A 22,305-nucleotide genomic window follows, 5' to 3' on the forward strand; every position below is an offset into this window, starting at 1 on the left:
GGGCCGCGTCGTGTGGACGGCCGTCGTCACATGCGTGCTCGCCGTGGCGGTGACCGCCGTCGTCGTCGCCGTGCAGCTGCTGCGCCCACCCGGTCCGCGCCCGGCCTTCCAGCTACCGGTCGCCTGCGGCGAGACCTGGCAGCTGGGCACGTACCCGGGCCACGACGACTTCGACGTCGACCTGTTCCCCACCGAAGGGCAGGCGTGGGGACGCCCGGTGCTCGCCTCGTACGCCGGCGAGGTGACCGCGGCGGGCGTCAACGGGTCCCTGGGCGGCCGGACGCCCGACGACCCGCAGGGTCCACGCGGCCGCGGCGGCGGGTACTGGGTGAAGATCGACCACGGCGGCCGCTGGGAGACGCAGTACCTGCACCTGCTCGAGCCGCCGATGGTCGAGGAGGGCGACCGCGTGGAGACGGGGCAGCAGCTCGGCAGGGTCGGCAGCACCGGCGACTCCGGCGCCCCGCACCTGCACTTCGAGCAGCGCCGCGGGATGCGGAAGGTCGAGACCTGGTTCGACGGCCAGCCGTCGGGCATCACGACCGACGACCGCGAGTACACGGTGACCCGCACGAGCGGCAACTGCGGGTACTCAGGGCCGGTTGAGTAGCCCGGCGGATCCGCCGCACCGGCCGGTGGCCGAGGCTGGACGGCATGAACGTGGCCCGGTGGTGGTTGGTCGTCGTCATGGCGGCCGGTACGACGTTGCTGTTCGCGTGGCTCGGACGGCTCGCGGGCGTGCCGCCCGAGGTGCTGTGGACGGTCGGCGCGGCCGTCGCCGCGTTGACGTGGGCGGCCGTGCTGGTGACGGTCCCGTGGAACCTGTACTTCGGCGCGCGGCGCGTGGCCGCCGAACAGGCCCTTTCGCGGGAGCGGGACATCGCCGTGCGGCCCGAGCGGATCGCCGAGGCCCGCCGGATCGCCCGGTGGATGCTGCGGTTCGCGGTCGCCGGACACGTCGGCACCGCGGTGGTGGCCGCCGTCGTGGCGTATGTGTCGGGCGAGCAGCTCGGGTACTACCTCGCCGGGTTCTTCCTGCTGTCGACGCTGCTGCGCCCGGCGTCGGCGTACTTCTCGCACCTACGGCACCGGATCACGGCCCTGGAACGGGAGACCGCGTTCCCGCGCGACGATGTGGTGACGCTCAAGCGGCAGGTCGAGGACCTGGAAGCCGCCCTGTCCGCGCTGCGCGAGCAGACCGACGCCCGGCTGCGCGGGGTCGACGACGACCTGCGCCGCGCGACCGCCGACCTCGCACACGTGCGCACGCAGGTCGGCACCGACCTCGACCGCCTCATCCGCCGCGTCGACACCACCCTCGACGGGGTCAGCGACCACCGGGAACTACTGACGGGCCTCCGGGCTCTGGTGCGAATGATTCGCTCGGAGTAGAGCCGGCGCTGCGGCGCCGCACCAGGAGCACCGTCAACGCACCCGAGGCCAGCACCGCGATCGGCAGCACCAGCGTCACCCGCATGGCGTCGACGAACCCGGTGTGGAAGATCCGCGTCGCCAGTTCGGCCACCTGCGGCGGCGTGCCGGGCGGGAACGTGATGCCGCCGGCCGAGTTGCCGATGTCGAGGTCGCCGGCCGACTGGCCGAACCGGCCGAGCAGCTCCTGCCGCTGCTCGGCCGGAAGGCCGGCCGTCTGCGACCGGGCCGCGGCGGCGAGCTTGTCGGTGAGCTGAGCCTGCAGCAGCGCGCCCACGGCCGCCGAGCCGACCACGCCGCCCAGCTGCCGGGTGGTGTTGATGATCCCGGACGCCGCGCCGGCCATCCGCGGCTCGACGTTGCGCATCGCCACGGTCTGCAGCGGCGCGAACGTGAGCCCGAGGCCCACACCCGCCACGACCAGACCGGGCAGCAGGTGCCACCGGGTCGAGTCGACGTGCGACGACGCGATCAGGATGCCCATGCCCAGCGAGAACAGGCTCAGCCCGGCGAACAGGATGAGCTTGCCCCCGGTCCGGTCGGCGAGCCGCCCGGCGAACGGCGCGATGAACATCGAGATCAGCGACATCGGCGCGAACGCGAGCCCGGCCTGCAGCGCGGTGAGGCCGAGCACCGACTGCAGGAAGATCGTGAGCGGCAGGAAGAGCCCGAGCATGCCGAAGGCGATCGCGGCGGCCACGTAGTTCATCACGCTGAAGTTGCGGTCGCGGAAGATCTGGTACGGGACCAGCGGCTCGCCGTCCCGGGTCGCCCACTGGTGCAGGAAGAAGACCACCAGCAGTACCACGCCGGCCACGATGATCTCGACGATCGTCACCGGCCCCCACACCTCGCCCCAGTCGTGCGACTGGCCCTCGATCAGCCCGAACGTGATGAGGAACAGGGCCGTGGTGACGAGCACCGTGCCGACCCAGTCGAGGCGGTGCCGCCGGTTGAGCTTGAGGTCGGGCATCACGATCACGGCGCCGACCAGCGCGAGGATGCCCACCGGCAGGTTCACGAAGAAGATCCACCGCCAGCCGAAGTCGTCGACCAGCCACCCGCCGAGCACCGGACCGGCCAGCGTCGCGATACCGGCGACCCCGCCCCAGATCCCGAACGCGGCACCCCGCTTGTCGGGCGGGAAGATCACCGTGAGCGCCGTCAGGGTCTGCGGGGTCAGCAGCGCGCCGCCCACCCCCTGGAGCACCCGGAACGCGATCAGCTGGTCGGGGTTCTGCGCGAACCCGCAGGCCGCCGACGCCGCCGTGAACACGACCAGCCCCACGATGAACAGCCGCCTGGGGCCGTAGAGGTCACCGAGCCGACCGGCGGTGATCAGCAGCACCGCGTACACGAGGATGTACGCGTTGAGGATCCACAGCACGTCGGCCAGCGACGCGTTCAGGTCGTCGCTCATCGCCGGGATCGCGACGTTCACGATCGTGGTGTCGAGCAGGATCATGAAGAAGCCGAGGCACAGGACCACGAGCACCAGCCAGGGGCTGTGCTTGAGCTCGGTGTTGGTGTGGGACCCCTGATCGCTCACACCGGATCACGGTACGCCGGGGATCAGGAGCGCACCACGTACTGCAGCGGTTCGCCCGCGGCGTAACGGCGCACCTGGTCGACGATGACCTTCTCCACGCGCGGCCGGAACGCCGACGAACTGCCGCCGACGTGCGGGCTCATCAGCAGGCCGGGCACCGTCCACAGTGGATGACCGGGCGGCGGCGGCTCCGGGTCGGTGACGTCGACGGCCGCGCGCAGGCGACCGCTGCCCAGCTCGGCGAGCAGCGCGTCGGTGTCGACGACCGGGCCGCGCGCCACGTTCACGAGCAGCGACCCGTCGCGCATGCGGCCCAGGAATTCGGCGTCGACGAGGCCGCGGGTGTCGGGGGTGAGCGGCACGCACACGACGACGACGTCGGCGCGGGGCAGCAGGTCGGGCAGCTCGTCCATGTCGTGCACGTTCTCGCGCTCGGTGCGGGCCACGCGCAGCACGTCGACCTCGAAGCCAGCCAGCCGGCGGTCGATGGCCTTGCCGATGCCGCCGTAGCCGACCAGCAGCACCGTGCGGTCGGCGAGCGCGTCGTACCAGCCGAAGCGCCAGTCCTGCTGGTCGCGGCCGTGCACGAAGGACGGGATGCCGCGCAGCGACGCCAGCATGAGCGTCACCGCCAGCTCCGCCGTGCTCGTGTCGTGGACGCCGCCGGCGTTGCACAGCGTGACCCCGTCGGGCAGGTACGGCAGCATGTGCTCGAAGCCGGCGGTCTGGGTCTGGACGACGCGCAGCGACGACATCCGCTTGATCAGCTCGAGCGGCGCCGGCTCGAACGTGTACGGCGCCACGTAGAACTCGACCTCGTCGACGGTGGACGGCGGCTCGTCGCCGGTGTCGTACACGTCGACGGCCAGACCGGCCGGTAACCGGCCCACCACCCCGGAATACGGAACCCAGACACGCACGTCGGTCACCGTAACCTACGGCTCGACGGTGACCGCGGCCGCGAAGCCCGGCGCGAACCACGACGGCGCCGCCTTGCGGAAGCGCTCCGGCGGCCAGCCGACGGCGCCGTCGGGCACGACGCCGGCCCGGGTGCCGGGAAGGTCGGCGAGGACCATGCGGTGGACCGCGTCGGGCGCCGCCGGCCACGCGCCGATCACGACGTACGCCGGGCAGCCGCGGTGCGACAGCGCCTCCAGCGTGAGCGCCGTGTGGTTGATGGCGCCGATCTCGGCCGGCGCGACCACGAGCGCCAGCCCGCCCAGCTGCTGCGCCAGGTCGGCGGTGGTCCAGCCCTCGCCCATCGGCACCAGCAGCCCACCCGTGCCCTCGACCAGCACCAGGTCGTGCTTCTCCTCGAACTCCTCGACGGCGAGCAGCACGTCGTCGAGCGCGACCGGCGGCTTGCCGGTGGCACGGGCGGCCGCGAGCGGCGGCAGCTGCTCGTTGTACTCGGCCAGCGACCGGGCGTGCGCGGGACCGGCGAGCCGGCGGATCGTGTCCACGTCCGACTCGCGCCCCGGCCGCGCGCCGGTCTGCGCCGGTTTGAGCACCGCGACGCTGGCGCCCGTCGCGCCCACCGCGGCCACCACCGCCGCGGTGACCACGGTCTTGCCCACGGCTGCGTCTGTGCCGGTGACCAGCAGAACTGCCACGGGGAACCCTTTCGAACGGCGGTGATCTGTAGGTTACGTGCATGCGTATGGGTACCGCGCCCGCTCGGTGGGTGCTTCTGGCCACGGTGCTCGGGTCGAGCCTGGTGATGCTCGACGCCACCGTGGTCAACGTCGCGCTCCCCCGGCTGGGTGCCGACCTGGGCGCCGGGTTCGACGGGCTGCAGTGGGTCGTCAACGCCTATACCCTCACGCTCGCCGCATTCATCCTCCTGGGCGGATCTCTCGGCGACCATTACGGCCGGCGCCGCGTGTTCCAGATCGGGGTGACCTGGTTCGCGGTCGCGTCGGTGCTGTGCGGGTTCGCGCCCACCGTGGAGTTGCTGGCGCTGGGACGGGCGTTGCAGGGCATCGGCGGCGCCCTGCTCACGCCCGGCAGTCTCGCGATCATCGCCGCGACCTTCGATCCCGCGGACCGCAACCGGGCCGTCGGGGCGTGGTCGGCGCTGGGCGGCGTCGCGGGCGCGGTGGGACCGTTCGCGGGCGGCTGGCTGGTCGAGTGGAACTGGCGGGCGGTGTTCCTGGTGAACCTGCCGCTGGCCGCGGTGGTGCTGCTCGTGTCGGCCCGCCACGTGCCCGAGTCGAGCGACCCGACGGCGCCGAAACGCATCGACATTCCGGGAAGTGTGCTGGGGGCCGCGGGCCTGGGGCTGCTGACGTACGGGCTGATCCGGGCCGGCTCCGGGCTGGACGCTCTCGTGGTGGGCTCGTGCGCGGTCGGATGTGTGCTGCTGGTGGCGTTCGTGCTGGTGCAGCGGCGGTCGGACCACCCGCTGGTGCCGCTGGACATGTTCGCCAGCCGCCAGTTCACCGCGATCAACCTGGTGACCTTCGCGACCTACGCCGCGCTCGGGGTCTTCTTCTTCCTGCTGGTGCTCGACCTGCAGGTGGTGGCCGGGTTCTCGCCGCTGCTCGCCGGAACCGCTGTGCTGCCGACCACCGTCCTCATGCTGCTGCTGTCCGCCCGGGCCGGCGCACTGGCCGACCGGGTGGGCGCCCGTCCGCTCATGATCGGCGGGCTGCTCCTGGCCACCGCCGGCGTCCTACTGACGCTGCGCGTCGGCCCGGACGCCTCCTACGTGACGCACGTCCTGCCCGCCGTGATCGTGTTCGGGCTGGGCCTGTCGGCGCTGGTCGCCCCGCTCACGGCGACCGTGTTGAGCTCGGCTCCGGCGGGGCACTCCGGGGTGGCGTCGGGGGTGAACAACGCGGTCGCCCGGGTGGCCGGGCTGCTGGCCGTCGCGGTGATCCCGGTCGTGGCGGGCCTGTCGGGCGCCGGCTACACGGATCCCGACAGCTTCGCTGCCGGCTTCCGCATGGCGATGCTGATCAGCGCCGTCCTGCTCCTGGTCGGCGCCGTCCTGGCGGCCGTCCTGCTCCGCCCGGCAGCGCCACCACCGGCGGCGGTGCCGACGGACGAGCCGCTGGCCGAGACCGCGCCGGTCGACGTCTCGAAGTGCACACATTGCGGCTTCAACGCACCCCAGCTACAACCCCACGAAGCCTCCCCCCGCTGACCCACCCCGCCCGGCACGCCCTCAACCGCGCCGATCTTGCAGTTGTGGCCGCCACTATTTCGCGCTATATCGGACTTATCGGGGGCCACAAGTGCAAGATCGGCGCGGATGGAGCCACAGGCGGGGACGGGACGCGGGTGATGGCGCGGTCAGGGCGCGGGTGACGGCAGGGCGCGGGCGAGGGCGCGGGTGACGGCAGGGCGCGGGCGAGGGCGCGGGCGAGGGCGCGGCTGACGGCACGCAGGGCAGCGCCGGCGTGCGTAGGCGGCGCGGGCGACGGCGGGGGCGGCGCGGGTGGAGGGCGCGTAGCAGCGCGGGCAGGGCGCGGGACGGGGGTCAGCGGGACGGCGGATCCCAGTCCGCGGCTACCGCGGCCACGCGGTCGAGGAGTCTCGGCGCGAAGCGGCTGCCCACCGAGAAGCGGCCCCTCGAGTGGAGGGCCGCGTCGAGCCGGCGGACGTGCGCCGACATCCGGTTCAGGCGTGCCGCCCGTAGGCGTGCGAAGTCGTCGAGGGCTTCGCCCAGAGAGCCGCCCGGCACCACGCCGTGGAGGACGGCCTGCAGGGTCGCCGCGTCCTCCATCGCCAGGCCCGGGCCCTGACCGGCGTGCGCCGACATCGCGTGCGCGGCATCGCCCACCAGCACGTAGCCGCCGCGACCGGCGGAGTGCGCGAACCGGGGCAGCGGACGCAGGTCACGCACCGTCTCCTGCACCAGGTCCTCCGACTCGGTGGCGGCGAGCAGGTCGCCGATCGGCGGATGCCACCCGGCGAACCACCTCCGCAGCAGCGTCAGCTGGGTCTCCGCCGGCTCGGGACGGGCCGCGCCCGGAGCCGCCGCCAGCCAGGAGACGCCGCCGCGCTTCTCGCCACGGTCACCAAGGCTCGCGTAGCTGAAGCGGTGGCCGTCGCCGATCAGCTCGCCGGCCGGGTTCGCACCCAGGTCGGGCACCCGGTACCAGGGAATCACCGCCCGCCACAGCGCATAACCGCCGCTGACCAGCGTCGACGCCGGTGCCAGCCGGCGGCGCAGCCCGCTGTCGGCCCCGTCGGCACCGACGATGAGGTCGGCCTCCCAGGTGGTGGTGCCGTCGCTGACCGCGGGCGGCTTGCTCGTCGGCCGCGTGGAGCGGACCGTCACCCCGTTGCAGATCTCCACCTGGTCGCTCAGGCCGGCGACCAGCATGTCGTGCAGGTCGGCCCGGTGCACCGCCACCACCGGCGGCGCGGACCCGTCGGGCTCGTGCAGCCAGCGGCCGTCGGGCCTGCGCACCCCCAGGGGCGGCACCGGTGTGGCGATCGCATCGACGCCGCCGGCGCCACCGAGCCCGAGCGACTGCAGTGCCCGCACCGCGTTCGGCCACAGCAGGACGGCGGCCCGGCCCGGACGCAGCCGGTCGGCCCGTTCGAGCAGCGTCACCCGCCAGCCGGTACGGGCCAGCGCGCCGGCCGCCGCGAGACCGGACATGCCGGCCCCGACGACCACCGCCGTGCGCGCGGCCACCTAGGTGCCGGGGCGTGACTGTGCCGGCTCGTTCTCGCCGGTATCCGGCTCCTTGCCCTCGGCGTCCGGTTCGTCGGGCTCCTTGGTGAGGTCGACCTCGGAGGAGGAATCATCGCCGGAATCGCCGGAATCGCCGGAATCGCCGGAATCGTCGTCGTCGCCGTCGGCGTCCCCGTCAGAGGCAGCGTCGGTGGAGGAGGAGGTGCCCGGCGCCGGTACGACAGTGATCTTGCCGTCCTCGTCGACGTGCAGGTACTCCTGCGGGCCCTTGACCCGCAGGAAGTAGACCAGCGCGCCGAGGAACACCAGGATCGCGGTCCAGTTGTTCAACCGCATGCCCAGGATGTGGTTCGCCGGGTCGGTACGCAGCAGCTCGATCCAGAACCGGCCGACGCAGTACGCCATGACGTACACCGCGAACGCCTTGCCCTTGCCGAACCGGTACCGCTTGTCGAGCTGCCAGACGAGCACCGCCACCCCGATGTCCCAGATCAGCTCGTACAGGAACGCCGGGTGGTAGGTGCCCAGCACCGACGGCTCACCGGTGGTCGTCGTGGCCGCCTTGCCGGCCGCCGTGTCGAACTCGTAGATCTTCAGGCCCCACGGCAGCGTGGTCGCGCCGCCGTACAGCTCGTTGTTGAACCAGTTGCCGATGCGGCCGATGCCCTGCGCCAGCGGCAGGCCGGGCGCGAGACACGCCGCCACGAACGACAGCGGGATGCCCAGCCGCCGGCACGCGATCCAGGCGCCGACCGCGCCACCGGCCACCGAGCCCCAGATGCCGAGGCCGCCCTCCCAGATGTAGAGCGCCTTGACCGGGTCGCCGTCGGCGCCGAAGTACGGCCCGGGCGAGGTGATCACGTGGTAGATGCGTGCGCCGATGATGCCGGCCGGCACCGCCCAGACCGCGATGTCGAGGACCAGCGACTGGGGGGCGCCGCGGGCACGCATGCGCTTCTCCGTGACCCAGCACGCGGCCACGATGCCGAGAATGATGCAGATCGCGTAGGCACGCAGCGGCAGCGGCCCCAGGTGCCAGACGCTCTGTGAGGGGCTGGGGATGGCGGCGAGGTTCACGGGTGCACACGCTACCGCCGACCGCCGGTCCGCTGTTGGCCTGGTGCGCCGTCCAACGCGGTTCTAGGCTCTTTTCCTATGAACTCCCTCACATCGGCCGTCGGTGCGGTGATCACCGACGAGGCCGGCCGCGTCCTCCTCTGCCAGCAGCGCCACGGTCACCGGCTCTGGGGTCTCCCCGGTGGCAAGATCCGCACAGACGAGGACCCCATCCACGCCGCGATCCGCGACATCCGCGAGGAGACCGGCTGCGAAACCGAGATCGTCGACCTGGTCGGGCTGTACCAGCTCACCGGCGACGGCTGCGGCGACGACCTGCCCGACGTGCTCACCTACGTGTTCCGCGGCCGGCTCGCCGCGTCCGACGTGGCGGTCAACTCGCCCCGGATCGCGCGCCTGAGCTGGCACCCGGCCGACGACCTGCCGGAACCGCTGACCGCCACCACCCGCATCGCGCTGGCGCACGCCGTCAGCGGCCGCTCGGGCGTCGTCTGCTCGGTCGAGCGCGACAAGGAACCCGAGATTCCGGAAGCCGTCAGCGCGTAAGGCCCGCCGCGAGGTCGCCGGCCAGAGCGCGGACGGCATCGACGCCGCCCTCGGCCAGGGCCGAGACCAACGCGCTGCCCACGATCACCCCGTCGGCGAACTCGCCGACCGCTGCCGCCTGCGCGCCGTCCCGCACACCGAGCCCGACCGCGACGGGCGTGTCGCTGACCGCCTTCACGCGGGCGACCAGCTCAGGCGCGGCCGACGACACCTGGTCGCGCGCACCCGTGACGCCCATGACCGCCGTCGCGTACACGAACCCGCGGCACGCCGCGGCCGTGGCGGCCACCCGCGCGTCGGTCGACGACGGCGACACCAGGAAGATCTTGTCGAGCTTGTGCTCGTCGGCGGCGGCGATCCACTCGCCGGCCTCGTCGGGGATCAGGTCCGGGGTGATGAGACCCGCACCGCCCGCGGCGGCGAGGTCACGGGCGAACCGCGCCACCCCGTACCGCTCGACGAGGTTCCAGTACGTCATCACGACCACCGGCGCGCCCCCGGCGGCCACCCGCTCGACGGTGCGCAGCACGTCGGCCGAGCGGATCCCGGCGGCCAGCGCCGCCTCGGTGGCCCGCTGGATCACCGGACCGTCCATCACCGGGTCGGAGTAGGGCCAACCCACCTCGACGGCGTCGACGCCCTCGGCCACCATCGCGGTGATCGCCTCGACCGCACCGTCCACGGACGGGAAGCCCGCCGGCAGGTAACCGATCAACGCGGGCCGACCCTTGGCGAACGCGTCCGAAATGCTCATAGCTCCCCGAAGAACGTGCCGGCGGTCTCGACGTCCTTGTCTCCACGGCCGCTCAGGCAGACGAGCACCGTCGGTTCGCGGCCGAGCTCTTCCGAAAGAGACGGAATGATCCGCAGCGCACCGGCAAGAGCGTGCGCGCTCTCGATCGCCGGAATGATGCCCTCGGTGGCACACAGCAGGCGGAACGCCTTCATCGCCTCGGCGTCGGTGACCGGCTCGTAGATGGCCCGCCCGACCTCGTGCAGCCACGCGTGCTCCGGCCCGACCGCCGGGTAGTCCAGGCCGGCCGAGATCGAGTGCGACTCGACGGTCTGGCCGTCCTCGTCCTGCAGCAGGAACGTGCGCGCGCCGTGCAGCACACCCGACGCGCCGCCGGTGATGCTGGCCGCGTGCCGGCCGGTGTCGACCCCGTCGCCGCCGGCCTCGAAGCCGTAGAGCTTCACCGACTCGTCGGGGATGAACGCGTGGAACGCGCCGATGGCGTTCGACCCGCCGCCCACGCACGCGGCGACCGCGTCGGGGAGCACGCCGTACCGGTCCAGCGTCTGCTGGCGGGCCTCGACGCCGATGCCGCGCACGAAGTCACGCACCATCGCCGGGAACGGGTGCGGACCGGCGGCGGTGCCGAGCAGGTAGTGCGTGGTGTCGACGTTGGTGACCCAGTCGCGCAGCGCCTCGTTGATCGCGTCCTTGAGCGTCTTCGAGCCGGTCGAGACCGGAACCACCGTGGCACCGAGGAGCTTCATGCGCTCGACGTTCATCGCCTGCCGGCGGGTGTCCTCCTCGCCCATGTACACGACGCACTCGAGGTCGAGCAGCGCGCACGCGGTGGCCGAGGCGACACCGTGCTGGCCGGCGCCGGTCTCGGCGATCACCCGCGGCTTGCCCATCCGCTTGGCGAGCAGCGCCTGGCCGAGCACGTTGCGGATCTTGTGCGCGCCGGTGTGGTTGAGGTCCTCGCGCTTGAGCAGCACGCGGGCGCCGGCGCGCTCCGACAGACGCGACGCGTGGTAGAGCATCGACGGCGTACCGGCGTAGTCGCGGAGAAGCTGGCCGAACTCCACCTGGAACGCCTCGTCGGCCATCGCGTGCCGGTACGCGGCGTCGAGCTGGTCGAGCGCCGCGATCAACGCCTCCGGCACGAACCGCCCGCCGAACTTGCCGAAATGCCCGAAGGCGTCGGGAACCAGGCCCGCGACGGACGCCGTCATCGCACCGGCCTCGGCGTCGCCGGGTGGCTGCCGGCCGTGACCAGCTCGGCCACCGCGTCACGCGGGCTCTTCTGCGTGACCAGGCCCTCGCCGACGAGCACGGCGTCGGCACCGGCCGACGCGTAGCGGATCAGGTCGTGCGGACCCCGCACGCCCGACTCGGCGATCTTCACGACCTTCGACGGCAGCCCGGGCGCGACCCGCTCGAACGCCGCCCGGTCGACCTCGAGCGTGCGGAGGTCGCGGGCGTTCACGCCGATGACGCGTGCGCCGGCGCGGAGCGCCCGGTCGGCCTCCTCCTCGTCGTGCACCTCGACGAGCGCGCACATGCCGAGGCTCTCGATGCGGTCGAGCAGACCGGACAGGGTGTTGTCGTCGAGTGCCGCCACGATCAGCAGCACCAGGTCGGCGCCGTACGCGCGGGCCTCGTGCACCTGGTAGCTGGAGACCACGAAGTCCTTGCGCAGCAACGGCACGTCGACCGCCGCCCGCACGATCGAGAAGTCGTCGAGGCTGCCGCCGAACCGGCGCCCCTCGGTGAGGACGCTGATGCAGCGCGCGCCCCCGTCGGCGTACTCGCGCGCGAGTGCCGCCGGGTCGGGAATGTCGGCCAACCGGCCCTTCGACGGTGAGGAGCGCTTGATCTCGGCGATGACCCCGACGCCCGGCGCGCGGAGCAGGGCGTAGGCGTCGCGTGGCGGTGGTGCCGCCGCCGCGAGCTCCTTGATGCGCTCGAGCGGGACCTCGGCCTGCCGGGCCGACACGTCCTCGCGCACTCCGACCAGGATGTCGTCGAGGACCGTACCCGCGAGGCCCGCCCGCGAAGCTTCGCCCTGCGCCCGGCTCAGGCCGCCAGCCGCCTCCGCCTCGTTCGGGATCCGCGGACTCCCCTCTTCGGGTGTCATGCGAGCGATGCTAGGTGCCCTGCCGAAAGTAGGGGCGTCCGGGGTGCACAAAGCCGCCTCACCAGTGGTAAGGCATAATGCGCTGCCTGACGGCATCGCGGCGGTGCCGCGATGCTCAGGCGTCCGCGCAAGGTCGCTCAGGCGTCCACGCAGAACGCGTACGTCGTGATCGTCCACGGGGTCGCGGTGCCGGTGGCGTTCGTCGCGTACGACCAGCCGGTGTACTCGGTCGAGACGTAGTCGTCCTTCACCACGATCTCGCCCACCGGACCGTCGACCGCGACGGTGCTGCCCGTGGCGAGGACCGTGCCGATCAGCCCGCACGACGCCAGCACGCCCTTGCTACCGGTGTTCGACGCGCTGGTCACCGCCACCACCCGCTGGCCCGGCAGCGGGTCGGCGCAGATGAGGAACGCGTTCACCGACCAGTTCCGCGCGGTGCCGGCGGCGTTGGCGGCGCTCACGGTCACCTCGGTCGCGGCCGTCGTCGCCCCGCCGTCGGGCTCGGCCGCGTAGACGTGCACGTCGCCGCCACCGCCCCGGATCGTGTAGCCGTTGCCGAGCACGGTCTTCGTGCCCGGACACTCCGCCCGCACCGACTTGTACGGAAGCGTGTCGTAGGCGCTCTCCTCCCAGACCCACTCCTGCCCGGGCGACGGCAGCGCGCAGGTGATGTGTGAGGTCACGCTCCAGTTCGTCGCGGTGCCGCCGAGCTCCATGCCGGTGGCGGTGGCGTAGTCGAGGCTCTGGTCCGCGAACACGTCGTCCAGGACCACGTCGCCGGAGGCACCGGTGGTGGCGGCGCCGGCGTCCATCAGCTCCCATCCGTTGTCGCACTCCGCCCGCGCGGTCTTGGCCACCGAGTTGCTGACGGTGGTGGCCGACTGCTGGTAGTAGCCGGAGACGGACGCGGCCGCGGGGGTCGCCGTGAACGCGAGCAGGCCGGCGGCGGCGGTCGTGGCCGCGAGCGCCCACGCGGCGGGCCGTCCGATGGCAGACAGCACGTGGCTGCCCTCCCTTCGTCGAGGGTGGTCCCGGCGGTCCGGGACCGTGCTGCCGACCAGCGTCGACACCGGTCGTTGCGCCGCCCTGCACCGAACCTTGAATGCCCAGCTCACCGGGGAGCGTCAGGTAGGTGACAGAGAGTGGATGCCACTGTGGCCGTGTGACCGTCGACCTCGGCCTGCTCGGCGACATCGAGGTGCGCATCGACGGGCACCCCGCCGAAGCGGGCCACACGCGCCAGCGGGCCGTCCTCGCGGCGCTCGCCGTCGACGCCGGCCGGCCGGTGCCGGTCGGCGACCTGATCGAGCGGGTGTGGGGCGACGATCCGCCGCAGCGGGCGCGGGGCACCCTCTACGGCTACCTGTCCCGGTTGCGCACCGTGCTCGGCGCCGGCGGCGCGCAGGTGCTCCGGCGTCCCGGTGGCTACCTGCTGACCGTCGACCCGCAGGCCGTCGACATGCACCGCTTCGGTGACCTCGTCGACCGCGCCCGGCGGGCCGGCACCGGTGAGCCGGCCGTCGACCTGTACCGGCGCGCGCTGGCGCTGTGGCGCGGCGACGCGTTCGCCACCCTCGACTCGGCGTGGGTCAACACCTGGCGGCACGTGCTGGAGAGCCAGCGGCTGGCGGCCCGGACCGACCTGTACCAGATCATGCTCGACCGCGGACACGCCGCGGCCGTCCTGGCCGACCTGACCGCGGCCGCCACCGCCCACCCGTTCGACGAACGCCTCCAGGGCCAGCTGATGCTCGCCCTGCACCGGTGCGGCCGGTCATCCGACGCGATGGACGTCTTCCACCGGCTGAGGCGGCTCCTCGCGGACGACCTCGGCGCGGCGCCGTCCCGGTCCCTCACGGAGCTGTACGGCCGGATCATCAACGACGACCCGGCGCTGACGCCGTCGCCTCCGAGGACCGCGACCGTGCTGCCGCGGCAGCTGCCGGCCCGGCCCGCGTCGTTCACCGGGCGCTCCCGCGACCTCGCCGCGCTCGACAGCGCGATGGCCGCCGGACAGACGGTCGCGATCACCGGGCTGGGCGGCGCCGGCAAGACGTGGCTGGCCCTGAGGTGGAGCCACGACAACCTCGACCGGTTCCCCGACGGCCAGCTCTACATCGACCTTCGCGGGTTCGACCCGGTCAGCGAGCCGCTGCAGCCGGCCACCGTGGTGCGGGTCCTGCTCGACGCGCTCGGCGTCGACCCGTCGGCGGTCCCGGCCGTTCCGGAGGCGATGACCGGCCTGTACCGCAGCCTGCTCGCCGACCGGCGGACGCTCGTGGTCCTCGACAACGCGCGCGACAGCGCGCAGGTGGTGCCGCTGCTGCCCGGCCACGGCCGCGGCGCCGTGATCGTCACGAGCCGGCGGGAGCTGCCCGGCCTGGTCTCCGGGCACGGCGCCCGGTCGCTGCGGCTCGGCGTCCTCGACGGGGCGGAGAGCCGCGCCCTGTTCACCGCGCTCGTCGGCCCGGCCGCGGTGGCCGGCCGGACGGACGCGCTGGCGAGCCTGGTCGACCGCTGCGGCGGCCTCCCGCTCGCGCTCGGCATCATGGCCGCGCGCGCCACCGTGCGCGCCGGGGTGTCGCTGGACGTGCTCGCCGGTGAGCTGATGCACGACGGCACCCGGCTCGACGCGCTGGCCGCCGGTGACCGGTGTGCCGACCTGCGCAGCGTGCTCGACTGCTCCTACCGCGCCCTGCCCGGCCCGGTCGCCCGCGTCTTCCGGGCGGTGGGTTCGACGCCCGGCCCGGACGTGGGCCCGGCGGCGGTCGCGAGCCGCGCGGCCGTCGCGGTCGAGCGGGTCCGGCCGCTGCTGCGCGACCTGGTGGCCGCCCACCTCCTCGACGAGCCGGCGCCCGGCCGGTTCAGCATGCACGACCTGGTGCGGTTGTACGCCGTCGAGGTCACCGCGCGCGACGAGCCGCCGCACGGCCGCGACGCGGCGACCCGGCGCCTCCTCGACCACTACGTGCACACCGGCGCGGCGGCGGCCACGCTCGTCGCGCCGTTCGACGACCGGCCTCCGCCGCCGCCCGCGGCGGCCGGTGTGACTCCCGAGCGCATCGCGGACCACGAGCGGGCGCTGCTGTGGTTCCGCGCCGAACGGCCGGTCCTGATGGCGGCGGTCGACCACGCCGAGGCGACCGGGTTCGACGGTCACGTATGGCAGCTTGCGGCCGTCCTCGTGCATTTCCTGTCCCAGAACGGCCACTGGGAGGAGTTGGCGCACGCGCAGCGCGCGGCGGTCCGGGCGGCGCGACGGATGGACGACCCGACCGGCGAGGCGTACGCGTGGCGCAACCTCGCGCTGGCCGACATCTGGCTGGGCGACTACCCGACGGCCGACCGGCGCCTGCGCCGCGCGCTGGGCCTGTTCGACCGCCTCGGCCACCGGTGCGGGCAGGCGCTCGCGCACCGCGGTCTGGCGCGGGTCTCGGCGCGTCAGGGGCGGTTCGGGCCGGCGCTGCGGCACGCGCGGCTGGCGCTGGACCTGTACGGGTCGGCGGGTCACGAGCACGGCATCGCGACGATGCTCAACGCCGTCGGCTGGTTCCTGTCCAAGCTCGGCCGGCACGGCGACGGGCTGCGGTACTGCACGCGGGCGCTGGCCCTGGCGACCCGGATCGACGACCGCATCAACGTCGCCAACACCCACGACAGCCTCGGCTTCGTCCACGGCCGGCTCGGTGACGTCGACCGGGCCCGCGCGCACTACCAGCGCGCCATCGACGCGTTCGGCCGGCTCGGGCATCCGGCGCAGCAGGCGGAGTCGCTCGCGGCGCTCGGCGACCTGTTGTCCGCGGCCGGTTTCGACGCCGACGCGCGCCACATGTGGTGCCGCTCCACGGATCTGCTGTGCCGGCTCGGCGCTCCGGACGCTACGGCACCGGCCGCAGCACGCTGATCATCCGCCAGGCGCCCTCGGCGTCGAGGGCACCGCCGTCGAAGTCGCCGTACTGCGCCGTCACCTCGAGACCCGCCAGGCGGGCCGCCGCGCGCAGCTCGTCGCGGGTCCAGAACCGTTGCGCCATCGTCTCTTCGAGGCGCTGCTCGCCCCACGGCGCGCGCACGTCGATCGTCACCACCGTCTCGGTCACCTGGGTCACGGGGTCGATCGGTTCGTCGGGCCGGCCCCACCGGACCCGCAAGCACACGCCGTCGCGCTCCACCGTCCAGTCGGTCTCGGTGTGCTTCCCCACGCCGAACCCGTCGGCCGGATGCAGCGTCTCCGCCACGTAGGCGCCGCCGGGCGCGAGGTGGCGGCGCACGCACACCAGGTGCGCCACGAGCGCGTCCAGGTCGAGCACGTGCGCGAGCGAGTCGATGAGGCACAGCACCAGATCGAACCGCTCACCGAGGTCGAACTCCACCATGTCGCCGGTGGTCGCGCTGTAGAGCGCGAGGCCGCGTTCGGTCGCCCGCTCCGCCGCGCGTGCGGTCATCGCGGCGTTCAGATCCACAGTGGACGCACGTATCCCACGGCCGGCGAGGTCCAGTGCATGGTCGCCCGGGCCCGCGGCGAGCTCCAGCGCGCTCGCGACCCCGCCGCCGTGGAACTTCAGCAGCGCGTCGACCTCGTGCGGCACATCGCGGTAGGAGAACGCCACCTCGTAGGCCCGCGGGAAGTCGAAGACGCTCGTCATGCGGTGGGGTCCCGGCCGTGGTCGAGCTCGTCCCACATGCCCTTCGGGGTGTCGGCGGGCTCGGTGGCGGTCCGCTCGTACCGCGCGTCCATGCTGGTCCATGACCGTCCCTTGTGGACGGTCAACCAGCCGGCGTCGAACACCGCGGCCCCACCCAGCGCCGTGACGATGGGCCAGAACGGCGCCGCCTCGTGCGCCACCGACAGCGCGCCACCGAGCACCAGACCGGTGCCGGCGACCACCAGGACCCAGCCCACGATCGTGCGCACGAGGCCCTTCGTGGCGAGGACCGCGCCGCCACCGGCGAGCGCCACGAGGGCCAGCGCCCACAGCCACGGGTAGCGTTCGCTGCCGGAGATCTGGTCGGCCGCGGTGACGAAAGAGCCCTGCTCCGCCGGTCCCGTCGCTTCGAACCAGCCACGGGAGACGGCCAGCACCGCCGCGCCCGCGCCGACCACCGCGGACGCCGTGGCGTAGCCCTTCTCCCGTTTCATCGGGCCGGTTTCATCGGGCCGGTTTCAGGGTCTCCGCGGCCGCGATCGCGCCGAGCACGGCGGCCGCCTTGTTGCGCGACTCCGTCTCCTCGGCGACCGGGTCGGAGTCGGCGACGATGCCGGCGCCGGCCTGCACGTAGGCGACGCCGTCGCGGATGAGCGCGGTGCGGATGGCGATCGCGGTGTCCATGTCGCCGCCGAACCCGAAGTAGCCGACGACGCCGCCGTACAGGCCGCGTCGGGTCGGTTCCAGCTCCTCGATGATCTCCATCGCCCGCACCTTCGGCGCACCCGACAGCGTGCCGGCGGGGAACGTCGCGGCGAGAACGTCGTACGCGGTACGGGTCTCCTCGACCTCACCGACCACAGTGGACACGATGTGCATCACGTGGCTGTACCGCTCGACGGTCGCGAACTCCGGCACCTCGACCGTGCCCGGCACGCACACCCGGCCGAGGTCGTTGCGGGCCAGATCGACGAGCATCACATGCTCGGCGCGCTCCTTCGGGTCGGCCATCAGCTCGGCCGCGAGCGCGTTGTCCTCCTCGGTGGTGGCGCCCCGCCACCGGGTGCCGGCGATCGGGTGCAGCAACGCCTTGCGCCCGGTCACCTTGACGTGGACCTCGGGCGAGGAGCCGACGACGTCGAAGCCGTCGAACCGCAGCAGGTACATGTACGGGCTGGGGTTGGTGGCGCGCAGCACGCGGTACACGTCGACCGGGTCGGCGGTGGTGCGCCGCTCGAACCGTTGCGCCACCACGATCTGGAAGCACTCACCGGCCCGGATCGCTTCGATGGCCTTCTCCACGGCCTTCGGATAGCCACCCGTCTCGGTGCGGCTCGTGGGCGTCTCCCGGGCCGGCTTGTCCACTGTGGACACCATCGGCGGCGTGGGCCGCGACATCGCGGTGGTCATCGCGTCGAGCCGACCGATCGCCTGGTGGTACGCCGCGGTGAGGTCGTGGTCGGTGGCGTCCTCCGCGACGACCGCGTTCGCGATGAGGATCGCGACGCCCTCGTAGTGGTCGAGCGCCACGAGGTCGGTGGCGAGCATCATGCCGAGCTCGGGGTGGCCGAGGTCGTTCTCGGCCAGCTCCGGCAGCCGCTCGATGCGCCGCACGAAGTCGTAGGAGAGGAACCCGACCAGCCCGCCCGACAGCGGCGGCAGGTCGAGCCCTTCCGGATCGGGACCGGTGAGCGCCGCGACGGTGTCCTTCAGCGCCTCGGCCGGATCGCTGCTCGTGCCGAGCCCCTGCGGCGGATCGCCGAGCCACTCGGTGCGGCCGTCGCGCTCGGTGAGCGTGGCCGCGCTGCGCACCCCGACGAACGAGTACCGCGACCAGACCGCGCCCGCCTTGCCGGCGCCGCTGCCCTGCTCGGCCGACTCCAGCAGGAACGTGCCGGGCCCGCCGGCCAGCTTCCGGTAGACGCCGACGGGCGTCTCGGCGTCGGCCAGCAGCCGCCGCACCACCGGCACGACCCGACGCTGCCGGGCCAGCTCCCTGAACGTCGCCTCGTCGGGCGTGACCCCACCGGTGGTCATGCCGTGAGCTCCGTGAAGAAGCACGTGTGCTCGCCCGTGTGGCAGGCGGCGCCGGTCTGGTCGACCGTGAGCAGCAGGGTGTCGCCGTCACAGTCGACCTTGACCGACTTCACGTGCTGGTGGTGCCCCGACGTCTCGCCCTTGACCCACAGCTCGCCCCGGCTGCGCGACCAGTACGTGGCCCGTCCGGTGGTGAGCGTGCGGTGCAGCGCCTCGTCGTTCATCCAGGCCAACATGAGCACCTCGCCGGTGCCGTTCTCCTGGACGATGGCCGGAACCAGCCCGTCCCGGTTGCGCTTCAGCCGGCCGGCGACCTCGTCAGACAACACCGGCCCATTGTGACAGCACCGATGGCGCCCGCCTCCGCGGGCGCGCTCCGGAGCTACAGGTTGACCGCCTTCATCCCCGCCTCGCCGTAGCGCTCGCCGGCGACCGCGTCGCGCGGGATCGCGTCGAGCAGGGTGGCGATCTGCTGGGCGGTCAGCCTGACCTCGGTCGCCGCGGCGTTCTCCTCGACGTACTTCGCCCGCCGGGTGCCGGGGATCGGCAGGATGTCGTCCCCCTGCGCGAGCACCCAGGCGAGGGCGACCTGCGCCGGCGAGCAGCCGGCCTCGGCCGCCACGGCCTTCACGGCCTCGACCAGCTTGAGGTTCTGGTCGATGTTCTCCTCCGTGTAGCGCGGCGCGGCCACCGACCGGAAGTCGCCTGCGTCGCGGAGGGTGTCGCGGCTCACCGTGCCGGTGAGGATGCCGCGGCCGTAGGGCGAGTAGGCCACCAGGGCGACGCCGAGGTCGCGGCAGGTGTCGAGGAGTTCGTCCTCCGGGTCGCGGCTGAACAGCGAGTACTCCACCTGCACGGCGGCGATCGGGTGCACGGCGTGGGCACGGCGCAGCGTCTCCGGCGACACCTCCGACAGGCCGAGGTAGCGCACCTTGCCGGCCGCGACCAGCGCCGACATCGCGCCGACGGTGTCCTCGATCTCCACCTGGGGCAGCTTGCGGTGCATGTAGTACAGGTCGATGACGTCGATGCCGAGCCTCTTCAGCGACGCGTCGCAGGCCTGCGGCACCCACTCGGGCGAGGTGTCCTGGTAGCGGCCCGACTCGGGCGTCATCCAGTTGGACCGGTTCGCGTTCGGCCCGTACCGGGTGAGGAACTTGGTGGCCAGGAACACGTCGTCGCGGCGGCCCTTGATGGCCCGCCCGACGACCTCCTCGCTGTGCCCGGCGCCGTACATGTCCGAGGTGTCGAGGTGGTTCATCCCGAGGTCGAGGGCCCGGTGGACGGTCGCGACCGACTCGTCGTCGTCGGCGACCCCGTACACGTCGCTGAAGGACATGCAGCCCAGCCCGACAGCACCGATCGACGGACCGTTCGTTCCGAGTGTGCGCTGCTTCATGAAGCTGTTCCTCCCAAATCCCACATAAGAGCGCAACCTGACCGCCTGCGCTTCGCTCCGGCGATCACGTTGCGATTCCCGCGATTCCGGAGTAGATGTCGATCTTGAACTCGATGACCTTCAGGTCCTCCTGCAACGCGTTGATCTGGGTCAGGACGCGCTCCCGGTGGTCGACCAGGATCTGCAGCTTCTCCGCGACGCCCGCGTCGTTGTCGAGCCGGCTGAGCTCGACGAAGCGGATCATGTCGCGCACCGGCATGCCGGTGGACCGGAGCTTGAGCAGGAAGCTCAACCGCCCGAGGTCGTCGTCGCTGTACCGACGGCGGCCGGCGGCGTCGCGGTGCACGGGGTCGAGCAGACCGACCTGCTCGTACCAGCGCAGGGTGTGTGCCGAGAGGCCGGTCTGCGACGAGACCTCGCTGACGGTGTACGCACGTGCCGTTCCAACGCTCACGCCCTCAAGCCTCCTACTTCGAGTGCGCTCTAAGTCAAGCACCACTCGAAGGCATCTTGCCCGGGATGGCGATTTCATCTACCGTTGAATTCAACACTCGTTGAACTGTGCTGGAGGTTCGGCCATGAACTCCGCCGTCGAGGTGCGCGACCTCGTCGTCCACCGTGGGGCCAACCGGGTCCTGAACGGTCTGACCTGCGCCATCGAGGCCGGGTCGGTCACCGGCCTGCTCGGCCCGAGCGGCAGCGGCAAGACCACGCTGCTGCGCAGCATCGTGGGTGTCCAGAAGATCCGCTCGGGCGAGGTGCGGGTGTTCGGTGAGCCCGCCGGCTCGCCACCGCTGCGGCGCCGCATCGGGTACCTGACCCAGGCGCCCAGCGTCTACGCCGACCTCACCGTGCGGGAGAACGCCCGCTACTTCGCGAGCCTGTTCGGCGTCTCCTCCGGCGAAGCCGACCGCTCGGTCTCCGACGTGGGGCTCGCCTCCGCCGCGGGTCAGCTCGTCGGCACGCTCTCCGGCGGCCAGCGGGCCCGTGCGTCGCTGGCGTGCGCCATGGTGAGCCACCCCGACCTGCTGGTGCTCGACGAACCGACCGTCGGGCAGGACCCCGTGCTGCGCAACGAACTGTGGGACCAGTTCCGCGGTCTCGCCGCCGCCGGCACCACGATCATCGTGTCGAGCCACGTCATGGACGAGGCCGGCCGCTGCGACCGTCTCCTCCTGATCCGCGCCGGTGACCTGATCGCCGACGACACCCCGGCCGCCGTGCGGACCGCCGCCGGCACCGACGACCTCGACGAGGCGTTCCTGCGCCTCGTGCTCGCCCGCGAAGAACAGAAGGTCGCGTGATGTCACCCCGGCTCACCCTGGCCACGACCGGCCGCATCCTGCGGCAGCTCCGGCACGACCGGCGCACCATCGCCATGATCATCGTGGTGCCGAGCGTGCTGCTCACGCTGCTCAAGTACCTGTTCGAGGACCAGCCGCTGGTCTTCGACCGGATCGGGCTGACCATGCTCGGCGTGTTCCCGATGGTCATCATGTTCCTGCTCACCAGCGTGGCGATGCTGCGCGAACGCACCAGCGGCACCCTGGAGCGTCTGCTCACGACCCCCATCGCCAAGGCCGACATCCTCTTCGGCTACGGCCTGGCGTTCGCCGTGGCGGCGGCCGTGCAGGCGGCGATCGTCTCGCTGCTGTCCTACACGTTGCTCGGTCTCGACACGCTCGGCGACCAGTGGCTGGTGGTGGTGCTGGCGATCGCCAACGCCGTACTCGGGGTCGCGTTGGGGCTGTTCTTCAGCGCGTTCGCGAACTCGGAGTTCCAGGCCGTGCAGTTCATGCCCGCGGTCATCCTGCCCCAGGTGCTGCTCTGCGGCCTGTTCACCGCCCGCGAGCAGATGGCTGGCTGGCTCCAGGCGATCAGCGACGTGCTACCGATGACGTACGCCGTGGAAGCCTTGACGGAGGTGGGCGCGCACCCGGACCCGACCGGCACGATGTGGAGGGACCTGACCATCATCGTCGGATGCGTGGTGGTCGCCCTCCTGGCCGGCGCGGCCACCCTGCGCCGCCGCACCACCTGACGGCGGGCACCACCCGGCGCGGCCCGTCCGCACCGGCGCACCACCCGGCGCGCCCGTC

General features: G+C 72.7%; 22 protein-coding genes. 7 read left to right on the plus strand and 15 right to left on the minus strand.

What is annotated here, in order from left to right:
* The first annotated feature begins 34 nt into the window (after positions 1-34).
* Positions 35-610 carry a M23 family metallopeptidase gene (locus tag Voc01_RS17435; RefSeq protein ID WP_239160277.1) on the plus strand — a complete coding sequence of 192 codons (576 nt, stop codon included), beginning with the start codon at positions 35-37 and terminating at the stop codon, positions 608-610.
* A gap of 44 nt (positions 611-654) precedes the next feature.
* Complete coding sequence (locus tag Voc01_RS17440) at positions 655-1,392, plus strand: hypothetical protein (protein WP_203928494.1); 738 nt, start codon at positions 655-657, stop codon at positions 1,390-1,392.
* Here the strand turns inward: Voc01_RS17440 and Voc01_RS17445 are convergent.
* From Voc01_RS17445 to bioD, 3 genes are read right to left on the minus strand one after another with little or no spacing between them, the layout of a single operon-like run.
* Complete coding sequence (locus tag Voc01_RS17445) at positions 1,328-2,980, minus strand: DHA2 family efflux MFS transporter permease subunit (protein WP_203928495.1); 1,653 nt, start codon at positions 2,978-2,980, stop codon at positions 1,328-1,330. The genes Voc01_RS17440 and Voc01_RS17445 overlap by 65 nt on opposite strands.
* Positions 2,981-3,003: 23 nt before the next feature.
* Complete coding sequence (locus Voc01_RS17450) at positions 3,004-3,900, minus strand: 2-hydroxyacid dehydrogenase (protein WP_203928496.1); 897 nt, start codon at positions 3,898-3,900, stop codon at positions 3,004-3,006.
* Between the two features lie 15 nt (positions 3,901-3,915).
* Positions 3,916-4,584 (minus strand): dethiobiotin synthase, encoded by a 669-nt coding sequence (gene bioD, locus Voc01_RS17455; protein WP_203928577.1) that lies wholly within the window; start codon positions 4,582-4,584, stop codon positions 3,916-3,918.
* A gap of 50 nt (positions 4,585-4,634) precedes the next feature.
* Here bioD and Voc01_RS17460 point away from each other — a divergent pair, with 50 nt between their 5' ends.
* On the plus strand, positions 4,635-6,128 hold the full coding sequence (locus tag Voc01_RS17460) for an MFS transporter (RefSeq protein WP_203928497.1): 1,494 nt from the start codon (positions 4,635-4,637) through the stop codon (positions 6,126-6,128).
* 336 nt (positions 6,129-6,464) lie between these two features.
* Here the strand turns inward: Voc01_RS17460 and Voc01_RS17465 are convergent, their stop codons facing one another.
* A complete protein-coding gene (locus Voc01_RS17465; RefSeq protein ID WP_203928578.1) occupies positions 6,465-7,595 on the minus strand; it encodes an FAD-dependent oxidoreductase in 1,131 nt (376 codons plus the stop codon).
* Between the two features lie 36 nt (positions 7,596-7,631).
* A complete protein-coding gene (lgt, locus tag Voc01_RS17470) occupies positions 7,632-8,708 on the minus strand; it encodes a prolipoprotein diacylglyceryl transferase (protein ID WP_203928498.1) in 1,077 nt (358 codons plus the stop codon).
* Positions 8,709-8,786: 78 nt separating this feature from the next.
* Between lgt and Voc01_RS17475 the strand changes: the two genes are divergently transcribed.
* Entirely contained in the window at positions 8,787-9,254 is a 468-nt protein-coding gene (locus Voc01_RS17475) for an NUDIX hydrolase (protein ID WP_203928499.1), read from the plus strand.
* Here the strand turns inward: Voc01_RS17475 and trpA are convergent.
* The 4 genes from trpA to Voc01_RS17495 all read right to left on the minus strand — a co-directional run bounded on the left by trpA (position 9,244) and on the right by Voc01_RS17495 (position 13,128).
* On the minus strand, positions 9,244-10,008 hold the full coding sequence (gene trpA, locus Voc01_RS17480; protein ID WP_203928500.1) for a tryptophan synthase subunit alpha: 765 nt from the start codon (positions 10,006-10,008) through the stop codon (positions 9,244-9,246). The two genes, Voc01_RS17475 and trpA, sit on opposite strands and share 11 nt — an antisense overlap.
* Positions 10,005-11,219: a tryptophan synthase subunit beta gene (gene trpB, locus Voc01_RS17485; protein ID WP_203928501.1), complete on the minus strand. Its 1,215-nt coding sequence runs from the start codon at positions 11,217-11,219 to the stop codon at positions 10,005-10,007. Before trpB ends, trpA begins: the two co-directional genes overlap by 4 nt.
* Positions 11,216-12,124, minus strand: coding sequence for an indole-3-glycerol phosphate synthase TrpC (gene trpC / locus Voc01_RS17490; protein ID WP_203928502.1), 909 nt, complete (start codon positions 12,122-12,124; stop codon positions 11,216-11,218). Before trpC ends, trpB begins: the two co-directional genes overlap by 4 nt.
* A gap of 137 nt (positions 12,125-12,261) precedes the next feature.
* Entirely contained in the window at positions 12,262-13,128 is an 867-nt protein-coding gene (locus tag Voc01_RS17495; protein ID WP_203928503.1) for a hypothetical protein, read from the minus strand.
* A gap of 161 nt (positions 13,129-13,289) precedes the next feature.
* Here Voc01_RS17495 and Voc01_RS17500 point away from each other — a divergent pair, with 161 nt between their 5' ends.
* Positions 13,290-16,031, plus strand: coding sequence for an AfsR/SARP family transcriptional regulator (locus tag Voc01_RS17500; RefSeq protein ID WP_203928504.1), 2,742 nt, complete (start codon positions 13,290-13,292; stop codon positions 16,029-16,031).
* Here Voc01_RS17500 and Voc01_RS17505 read toward each other — a convergent pair.
* The 6 genes from Voc01_RS17505 to Voc01_RS17530 all read right to left on the minus strand — a co-directional run bounded on the left by Voc01_RS17505 (position 16,006) and on the right by Voc01_RS17530 (position 20,660).
* Positions 16,006-16,770, minus strand: a complete 765-nt coding sequence (locus Voc01_RS17505) for a class I SAM-dependent methyltransferase (RefSeq protein WP_203928505.1) — start codon at positions 16,768-16,770, stop codon at positions 16,006-16,008. The genes Voc01_RS17500 and Voc01_RS17505 overlap by 26 nt on opposite strands.
* Positions 16,767-17,264, minus strand: a complete 498-nt coding sequence (locus Voc01_RS17510; protein WP_203928506.1) for a Trp biosynthesis-associated membrane protein — start codon at positions 17,262-17,264, stop codon at positions 16,767-16,769. Before Voc01_RS17510 ends, Voc01_RS17505 begins: the two co-directional genes overlap by 4 nt.
* Positions 17,265-17,274: 10 nt before the next feature.
* Positions 17,275-18,807, minus strand: coding sequence for an anthranilate synthase component I (locus tag Voc01_RS17515; RefSeq protein ID WP_203928507.1), 1,533 nt, complete (start codon positions 18,805-18,807; stop codon positions 17,275-17,277).
* Positions 18,804-19,136, minus strand: coding sequence for a phosphoribosyl-AMP cyclohydrolase (gene hisI / locus Voc01_RS17520; RefSeq protein ID WP_203928508.1), 333 nt, complete (start codon positions 19,134-19,136; stop codon positions 18,804-18,806). Before hisI ends, Voc01_RS17515 begins: the two co-directional genes overlap by 4 nt.
* 53 nt (positions 19,137-19,189) lie before the next feature.
* A complete protein-coding gene (locus Voc01_RS17525; RefSeq protein ID WP_203928509.1) occupies positions 19,190-20,206 on the minus strand; it encodes an aldo/keto reductase in 1,017 nt (338 codons plus the stop codon).
* A 64-nt stretch (positions 20,207-20,270) separates the two neighbouring features.
* Positions 20,271-20,660 carry a MerR family transcriptional regulator gene (locus Voc01_RS17530; protein WP_239160269.1) on the minus strand — a complete coding sequence of 130 codons (390 nt, stop codon included), beginning with the start codon at positions 20,658-20,660 and terminating at the stop codon, positions 20,271-20,273.
* A 124-nt stretch (positions 20,661-20,784) separates the two neighbouring features.
* Between Voc01_RS17530 and Voc01_RS17535 the strand changes: the two genes are divergently transcribed.
* On the plus strand, positions 20,785-21,510 hold the full coding sequence (locus Voc01_RS17535; RefSeq protein WP_203928511.1) for an ABC transporter ATP-binding protein: 726 nt from the start codon (positions 20,785-20,787) through the stop codon (positions 21,508-21,510).
* A complete protein-coding gene (locus Voc01_RS17540) occupies positions 21,510-22,247 on the plus strand; it encodes an ABC transporter permease (protein WP_203928512.1) in 738 nt (245 codons plus the stop codon). Before Voc01_RS17535 ends, Voc01_RS17540 begins: the two co-directional genes overlap by 1 nt.
* Positions 22,248-22,305 lie beyond the last annotated feature (58 nt).

Source organism: Virgisporangium ochraceum (assembly GCF_016863655.1).
Classification (GTDB): domain Bacteria; phylum Actinomycetota; class Actinomycetes; order Mycobacteriales; family Micromonosporaceae; genus Virgisporangium; species Virgisporangium ochraceum.